The sequence below is a fragment of the Streptococcus infantis genome, assembly GCF_047460875.1.
GTDB classification, from domain to species: Bacteria; Bacillota; Bacilli; order Lactobacillales; family Streptococcaceae; genus Streptococcus; species Streptococcus infantis_AA.
In genome coordinates this window covers 107,940-117,790 of sequence record NZ_JASHFI010000005.1, presented here as the reverse complement: position 1 = coordinate 117,790, position 9,851 = coordinate 107,940, and the positions used below count along the sequence as shown (strand labels likewise).

The window sequence follows — 9,851 nt, the reverse complement described above, 5'->3', positions numbered from 1 at the left end:
TGTAGTTGTGAACGCCTGCTTGTTCTTTCTTGAATTCGATAGCTGAGAACTTAACGTTTCCAGATGCATCGTTCGTTACAGTTTCAAGAGTCTTACCTTCTGAATCTTTAAGGACGAAGCTGAATTCACCAGCCTTCAATTCACGGCCTTCAAGCTTCTTAGTAAAGTTGAAGTCCACTGAGATTGGTACTGAGTTAACACGTTTTTCAGTTGGTTTTTCTGGTTTTTCAACTTTCTTCGTAGTTGGGTTATAGTAGTTAACTACTTGAGCTGCCGTATTTTCGATGTCTGCACCAGCCGTAACGTCAGCTTTGACAGTTGCTGGGATATCGAATTTATAGTAGCGACCAAAGGCGAACTTAGTTGTGTCGATCACTTGAGTGTTTTCTGCATCGCCAAGTGACTTGGTGAAGCCAGCTTTAAGGGTTGCGGTCATGACACCATTTTCGATCTTGATGTCAAACTTGTCAGTTACATCTGCACCAGTTACTGAATCGTAGGCCTTGATTGCGGATGCATCTACATTTACTTTCGTTTCATCGAAGTCATCAGAGATACTTACTGTTTGGATGTTATCCTTGTTCGCCGCGTCAAATTTAGTTGTATCCAACCATACTTGGTAAACCAATTTAGCGCCTGGTTTCACAGTCTTCGTATTCAAGTTTTGAGCTTCGTTGTTTGAAGTTCCATCTACATATGGATTTGTATTTGTTTCACCATATTTATCAGTCAACTCAGAATCATCATCAAGAAGTTTGTCGCCTGTGATATCGAATTTCTCTTCAGAAACAACGTATTTCTCTGGTTGGAACTTAGGTTCTTCTGGAGGAGTTACGACGTTGTTGAACTCTTTGTCTGTAGCGTCTGTCACTGTTTTCACAAGTGCTTTAGCTTTTCCATTGTGTTCCACTACAACTGTTACTTCTGCCTTCATAGAGTCATATGTAACAGTCGCATCTGTTCCCTTAACTTCTTCAATTGTGTACTTGTAAGTGCCTTCTTGGTCTTTCTTGTACTCAATGGCTTTGAACTTAACGTTTCCGTCCTTATCGTTCTGAACAGTTTCGATCGGTGTTCCATCTTCTGCTTTCAATACAAAGCTGAATTCACCAGCCTTCAATTCACGGCCTTCAAGCTTCTTAGTGAAGTTGAAGTCCACTGAGATTGGTACTGAGTTAACACGTTTTTCAGTTGGTTTTTCTGGTTTTTCAACTTTCTTCGTAGTTGGGTTATAGTAGTTAACTACTTGAGCTGCCGTATTTTCGATGTCTGCACCAGCCGTAACGTCAGCTTTGACAGTTGCTGGGATATCGAATTTATAGTAGCGACCAAAGGCGAACTTAGTTGTGTCGATCACTTGAGTGTTTTCTGCATCGCCAAGTGACTTGGTGAAGCCAGCTTTAAGGGTTGCGGTCATGACACCATTTTCGATCTTGATGTCAAACTTGTCAGTTACATCTGCACCAGTTACTGAATCGTAGGCCTTGATTGCGGATGCATCTACATTTACTTTCGTTTCATCGAAGTCATCAGAGATACTTACTGTTTGGATGTTATCCTTGTTAGCCGCGTCAAATTTAGTTGTATCCAACCATACTTGGTAAACCAATTTAGCGCCTGGTTTCACAGTCTTCGTATTCAAGTTTTGAGCTTCGTTGTTTGAAGTTCCATCTACATATGGATTTGTATTTGTTTCACCATATTTATCAGTCAACTCAGAATCATCATCAAGAAGTTTGTCGCCTGTGATATCGAATTTCTCTTCAGAAACAACGTATTTCTCTGGTTGGAACTTAGGTTCTTCTGGAGGAGTTACGACGTTGTTGAACTCTTTGTCTGTAGCGTCTGTCACTGTTTTCACAAGTGCTTTAGCTTTTCCATTGTGTTCCACTACAACTGTTACTTCTGCCTTCATAGAGTCATATGTAACAGTCGCATCTGTTCCCTTAACTTCTTCAATTGTGTACTTGTAAGTGCCTTCTTGGCCTTTCTTGTACTCAATGGCTTTGAACTTAACGTTTCCGTCCTTGTCGTTCTGAACAGTTTCGATTTCTTTTCCTTTGGCATCTTTCAATACGAAGCTGAATTCACCAGCCTTCAATTCACGGCCTTCAAGCTTCTTAGTGAAGTTGAAGTCCACTGAGATTGGTACTGAGTTAACACGTTTTTCAGTTGGTTTTTCTGGTTTTTCAACTTTCTTCGTAGTTGGGTTATAGTAGTTAACTACTTGAGCTGCCGTATTTTCGATGTCTGCACCAGCCGTAACGTCAGCTTTGACAGTTGCTGGGATATCGAATTTATAGTAGCGACCAAAGGCGAACTTAGTTGTGTCGATCACTTGAGTGTTTTCTGCATCGCCAAGTGACTTCGTGAAGCCAGCTTTAAGGGTTGCGGTCATGACACCATTTTCGATCTTGATGTCAAACTTGTCAGTTACATCTGCACCAGTTACTGAATCGTAGGCCTTGATTGCGGATGCATCTACATTTACTTTCGTTTCATCGAAGTCATCAGAGATACTTACTGTTTGGATGTTATCCTTGTTAGCTGCGTCAAATTTAGTTGTATCCAACCATACTTGGTAAACCAATTTAGCGCCTGGTTTCACAGTCTTCGTATTCAAGTTTTGAGCTTCGTTGTTTGAAGTTCCATCTACATATGGATTTGTATTTGTTTCACCATATTTATCAGTCAACTCAGAATCATCATCAAGAAGCTTGTCGCCAGTGATATCGAATTTCTCTTCTGAAACAACGTATTTCTCTGGTTGGAACTTAGGTTCTTCTGGAGGAGTTACAACATTGTTGAACTCTTTGTCTGGAGCGTCTGTCACTGTTTTCACAAGTGCTTTAGCTTTTCCATTGTAAGAAATCTCTACTGTCACTTCCGCTTCCATTGGGTCATATGTGACTGTCGCGTCTGTTCCAGGGACCTCAACGATCGTAAACTTATGAGTTCCTTCATCGCCCTTCATGAACTCTAAAGATTCAAATTTAACTTTTCCATCTTTATCATTCTTGACTCTCTCAATCACTTCACCATCTTCACGTCTTAATTCAAACGTAAACTCACCGGCCTTCAATTCACGACCTTCAAGCTTCTTAGTGAAGTTAAACTCAACTTCAATTGGTACAGAGTTAACACGTTTTTGAGTTGGTTTGTTTGGTTTTTCAACAGTCTTAGAAGTAGGATTATAGTAATGAACGATTTGCGCTGCCGTATTTTCGATGTCTACTCCGCCTTCAACGTCTGCTTTGACAGTTGCTGGGATATCAAATTTATAGTAGCGACCAAAGGCGAATTTAGTTGTGTCGATGACTTGAGTACTTTCTGCATCACCAAGTGACTTAGTGAAGCCAGCTTTAAGAGTTGCAGTCATGACTCCATTCTCAACCTTGATATCAAACTTATCAGTTACATCTAATCCTGTAGCTGAATCATAGGCTTTAATATCAGAGGCTTTGACATCAACATTGGTTTCATCGTAGTCATCAGTAATTCCAACTGTTTGGATATTATCTTTGTTATTAAGATCAAATTTAGTTGTATCTAACCAAACTTGATAGACGATACGATCACCTCGACGAACTGCATATGTATTGATATTCCCCTCTTCATTGTTGTCATATCCATCAACATAAGGGTTTTTATTGGTCTCAGCAACTTCATCTTGCAATTCTTCATCATCGTCTAATAATGAACCACCCTTAATATCAAATTTTTCCTGATCCAATACATATTTCTTAGGTTGGAATTGAGGAACATCTGGAGGGATAACCTTGTTGTTAAATTCTTTGTCTGGCGCATCTGTTACAGAAGCAACAATCGCTTTAGCAGTACCATCATGAGCTACTTTAATAGTTACAGTAGCAACCATGTCGTCATAGGTTACTGTTGAATCACTACCAGTAATTTCTGATACTGTGTACGTATAAGTCTTACCAAGATCATCTTTACCAAACTTAAGTGTCTTGAAGGTAATCTTGCCTTCTGCATCATTCTTAACAGTTTCAACTGCAACATTATCTTTCTTAAGAACGAAGCTAAACTCACCCGCTGTTAAAGTACGGCCTTCTAACTTCTTAGTGAACTTAAGGTCAACTGTAACTGGTACAGTATTTACACGTTTTTGAGTTGGTTTTTCTGGTTTTTCGACTGTTTTGCTTACTGGGTTATAAACATGAACGATCTGGTTTGCAGCGTTTTCAATATCTGCACCAGCTTTAACAGTATCTTTAACAGTTGCTGGAATATCGAATTTATAGTAGCGACCAAAGGCGAATTTAGTGGTGTCGATAACATTGTCACCATTAACAAATTCTTTCTTAGATGTTGCAGTGATGACACCATTTTCAACTGTAATATCAAATTTATCAGTTACGTCATCTCCACTTTCACTGTCATAAGCTTTAATATCAGCAGCATTAACAGTTAATTTTTCTGCATCATAAGTATCAGAGATTCCAACAGATTGGATGTTATTTTTATCAGTGAAGTTTTTCGTATCCAACCATACTTGGTAAACTAGTTTATCACCACGTTCAACGGTCTTGGTATTGATGTTTTCTGCTTCGTTGTTTGAAGTTCCATCTGCGTATGGGTTAGCATTTGTAGCAGTGTACTCATCAGTCAATTCATCATCATCGTCTACAAGTTTTGTTCCTGTAATGTCAAATTTCTCTTTATTAAGAACAAATTTTTCAGGTTGGAATTGAGGTGTTTCAGGAGGAGTAACCTTGTTGTTAAATTCTTTATCAGCAGTTCCTTCTGTTGATCTTCCATCAGCATTGACACCGCCAGTTGACGTTACGTTAGTTACAGTAGTCAAGGTGTGACCATTCTTAGCAACTTCAACTCTAATGGTTGCTTTCATGGTGTCGTAAGTCATTCCAAGCTCTTTTGAAGCTGGGATTACTTCTTCAACAGTATAAGTATGTGTACCAACTTTAGTATTGTCAAATGACAACTCAGTGAAAGTAACTGTTCCATCTTCTTTATTGGTAACAGTTTCAATTTCTTTACCAGTTGAATCTTTCAATACGAAGCTAAATTCACCTGCTTGAAGTTCACGACCTGCTAATTTCTTAGTAAAGTCAAATCTTGCAACGACTGGAGCCACATGATAGTTGTTGAACTCTGTATCTTCTGGCATGTTAACTTTTGCTGACAAGAGACCAGTTGCAGCATCCTTAGTAACAGTAACTTTTACCACAGCGTTCATTGAATCATAGTCAATGTTTGTGTCATCTCCAGCTACTTCACGGACAGTGTATGTATGCGTACCTTCTTGAGCATAAGAGATTGCGTCAAAGGTGATTGTTCCATCTTGTGCATTCTTCTTAGTTTGGATAACATTACCGTTTTCAAGCAATTCAAACGTGAAAGCATTTGCTTCAAGTGTTTTACCTTCAAGTCTCTTAGTGAAGCTAAACTGAGCAGTAGTTGCTGAAGGTGTGAAGGTATTGTTAAACTCTGTATCAGTTGGAAGTAACTTAGTTGCAGTCAATGCATGTCCAGATTTGGTAACAGTAATCGTTACTACAGCCTTCATCGTATCGTAGGTCATCCCAGTTTCTTTAGTTTCTGGGATAACTTCCTCTACAGTGTACTTATGATTTCCAACTTGAGTATTGCTGAATGTGAGGGCATCAAAGCTTACCTTACCGTTAGCATCATTTTGCTTGGTTTGAAGAACTGTTCCTTCAGAATTTTTCAAGACAAAACTGAATTCGCCTGCTTTAAGTTTACGGCCTGCTAGTGCTTTACTGAAGTCGAATTGAGCTGTTACTGGTGCCACAACATAGTTGTTGAATTCTGAATCTTCTGGCATTGTAACATTAGCAGTCAAGGTACCAGATGCAGCATCTTTCGTTACATTAACTGTTACGACAGCATTCATTGAATCATAGTCAATGTTTGTGTCAGCTCCAGCTACTTCACGTACAGTGTATGTATGCCTACCTTCTTGATCATAAGCGATTGCGTCAAACTGGATAGTTCCGTCAGCCGCATTTTTCTTAGTTTGGATAACATTACCGTTTTCAAGCAATTCAAATGTGAAGGCATCCTTCGTAAGCTCTTTACCTTCAAGTCTCTTAGTGAACTTGAATTGAGCTTGTGTTGCAGTTGGGGTAAAGGTATTGTTAAATTCTTTATCTGCTGGAAGTGTTGCTACAGCTGTAAGTGCATGACCCGATTTCGTTACAGAAACTGTCACGTTAGCTTTCATGGTGTCGTAAGTCATTCCAGCTTCTTTAGTTTCTGGGATAACTTCCTCTACAGTGTACTTATGATTTCCAACTTGAGTATTAGTGAATGTTAAAGCATCAAACTTAACTTTTCCATCAGCATCATTTTGCTTGGTTTGAAGAACTGTTCCTTCAGAATTTTTCAATACAAAACTGAATTCGCCTACTTTCAGTTTACGGCCTGCAAGAGCTTTGCTAAAGTCAAATTGAGCTGTTACTGGTGCCACTACATGGTTGTTAAAGACTTTATCATCTGTACCAGTTGCTTCACCACCTTTAGAGGTCATTTCAGTTTTAGCTGACAAAAGACCAGTAGTTGCATCTTTTGTAACAGTGACTTTAACTGCGATCGTCATTGCATCGTAGTCTACATCGGCTTTATTGCCCTTCACTTCCTTAACAGTATAGTTGTAGACACCTGCTTGGTCAAATGACAATTCACTGAAGTTAATCTTACCGTTAGCTTTATTAGTTACGGTTTCACTAACATTGTTGTCACCAGTCAAGGTAAAGCTAAAGTCTCCAGCATTCAAGGTACCATTTGAAAGTGATTTATCAAATTCAAGGTTTACTTTAACAGGAGCTGGTGTGAAGGTATTATTAAACTCTCTATCTGCAGGAAGTGTATTGGTTGCTTTAAGAACGTGACCTTCTTTAGTAACAGTGATCGTTACTTCAGCTTTCATTGGGTCATAAGTCATTCCTGCTTCAGAACCTTGAACTTCTTCTACAGTATACTTGTGAGTACCAACTTGTGTATTGTCAAAGTTCAAGTCGTCAAAGGCTACAAGACCTGCTTTAGTATTAGTTTTAGTTTGAAGAACAGTTCCTTTTGAATCTTTCAATTGGAAAGTGAACTCTCCAGCTTTCAATTCACGACCTGCGAGAGCCTTGCTGAAGTCAAACTTAGTCTTAACTGGTGCTACAACATAGTTGTTAAAGACTTTATCATCTGCACTTGAAGCAAATCCACCAATACCACTGTATTTAACAGAAGCTTGTAAAACACCTTTAGAATCTTCAGTTACAGTAACAGTCATAGTAACTGTCATTGCATCGTAGTCAACGTTTGTATCAGAACCTTTTGTTTCAGTGATTTTGTATTTATAAGTACCAGCTTTATTGAAGGTCAGCTTGCTGAATGTAGCTTTACCAGCTTTATTGGTAACTGTTTCTTCGTGTTTGTCAGGACTACTCTTATCTTCTGTTAATTTGAAAGTAAATTCACCATCAACAAGTGCACGTCCTTCAAGTTGTTTTTCAACTTCTGGAGTTACTTCAACCGGATTTTGTTTGACATAGTAATAAACAGGTTGTTTATATGGTGTAAACGAGTTTGCTAAGTCAACTTTTATACCACTACCGTATACTCCACGTTCTAATTGTGCATTATCTATCTTGTATCCAATATTATCCCCTAAGAATGGTACAAATACAGCGTGATATGGTGGCATGTCAGAACCTTTATAGAAATCAAATTCAAGTTCCTTACCGTTTGGATAATTAGTTTTTGCTCCAGTTTTTGGATCAGTTACAGTATGCGGAATAGTGTTAAGAGGTGATTTTTTAACAGCCAATTCCTGTGAATTCCAATCACCTGGTTTAATTGGCTTAGTCTCTGCTAGTAACATGTATCCATCTGTGTCTAATGTACCATCAGAACGTTTACTTTGTTGTTTTGGATCTAGTAAGTAAACACGGATTACTACTGAACCGTCTTCTCCAACTACTTCTTTAATACGTTTAATACCATAACGGTCCGCATCCATGAATTTAGTTCCAACTTTGTAAGGACGGCTTACATAACCTGATTTATCATTTGCATCAGCCGTTTGATAAAGTTTGTATCCATCAAATTGACGCTCTCCAGATGCTGTGAAGCTTTGTCCTTCTTCAGCTTTAAGAGTATATCTAGCTAAGTCTACTTCATTACCATTTTCTTTATAATCTTGAACAGTCTTATCTGTTTTATTTGCATTAAATGTTGGGTTGTTTTTATCAACTACTTTATAGTAAGTTGTTTTATTAATTGTTTCTGGTATTTTAGCGTTTGAATCTGTAATTGTACGACCATTATAAGCTGGTTCAACAACGTTTAGAATATCTGTTGTAGTACGAGCATTATAAACAGCATTATAAAGTGCTTGTTCTGCCGGTGTAAGTTGGTGCCCTGATGCCACTAGTCTTGTTATACTGCTTCCAACTTCATAACCATTTTGAATAAATGGTTGAGTTGCTTTACCTTTTTCAGCAGTACCTGCTTTATAATCTACTTGGAAAGTTAACTGGCTATTAGATGCCGCTGTAGTAGTAGTGAATTTTTGAACACCACTAGATGAAGTGATAGTTCTTGTTTCTAGTACATTACCAGTAGTTTTATCTAGTAATTCAACAGTTGTATCTGTAGATTCATCAAATCTCTTATAAGCACGAGCATAGTATTTTGTACCATAACGTTCATTGAATCTAGTTAAATCCCAGATAGCGTATGTGTACCAATCTCCTTCTTTAGCTGAGTAACCAGCTGGTACCGTTTGAGAACGAACACTTGCACCATTTGAATTTGTCATATTAGGTGTAGCAACTTCACCATCCTTTAGGTAAGTAGTTACAGCAATTGGTTTAGAGTTATGGTCTCCAGATACAACTTCTTCAGTTGCAGCACGACGATTACGGCGACGACCACCATTTGTAGCTAATGCACCTGCATTTACTGTATTTTCAGCTGCCAAAGCTAGTGTTTCTGTATCAACGAGTGGTTTTGCTTCAACATTAGCTGCACTAGCATTTGTATCAAGGCTAGTTGCCTCAGCTACAGCTGAAAGTTCTGCTTTAGGCTCAGATTTTTCCTCTGATTTAGATTCAGTCTTTTCTTCTGCCTTAGGCTTAGCTACTACAACTTCTTCTGCTTTTGAAGATGCTGCTGGTTTAGAAGACTCTGGTTTTGCCTCAGGACTAACAGATGTTTTTTTCTCAATTTTTTCAGCTTTTGCTTCTTCTGATTTTACTTCTTCAGACTTAACTTCAGGTCTTGATGTTTCTGACTTAACTTCTGAAGTTTCAGTAACAACTGTATCCTCCACATTGGCGACTGGATCTTTCGACTGGTCTTTGTCGACGAGTTCAGTATTTTCTCCAGAATTTGACTGTGCAATAATCTCAGATGCTTTTACAGCACCACCATTAGCCATTAAAAAGCTAAGGGTGGTTCCTAAGAAAACTGATGCGACCCCAACTTTATATTTTCTTAAAGAAAATCGTTGTTGCTCTCTTCTTATCATATGATAAGTTCTCCTTTTTTAACATTTTAACTAATAATATGTAAGAATATTAAGAATTTTCTGAAAAGAAAACACTATCCTCCACACTACAGTAACTTTAAAAGTATACCATATTAGCCTTATTATATCAAGAATAATGAGGCCCATGAAACTACTTTTAAAATGCATAATATACATTTTAGAGTAATATTTAGCCACAAAAAAATTTAAATTATTTTATTTAAATAATATTATTTATTTATCTTGGATACTAAATACAGTGAAAAACGTTTATTTTTATCGTTATTTATAATAAATATAAAAAATTCAACCTATAGATTTT

1 protein-coding gene is annotated in these 9,851 nt (G+C 37.9%); it reads right to left on the bottom strand.

Features of this window, described 5'->3' with window-relative positions:
* Nucleotides 1–9,529, bottom strand: a 9,529-nt coding sequence (locus QM887_RS05120) for a Spy0128 family protein (protein ID WP_414270817.1), incomplete at its 3' end; no start/stop codon positions are given.
* Nucleotides 9,530–9,851: the final 322 nt, after the last annotated feature.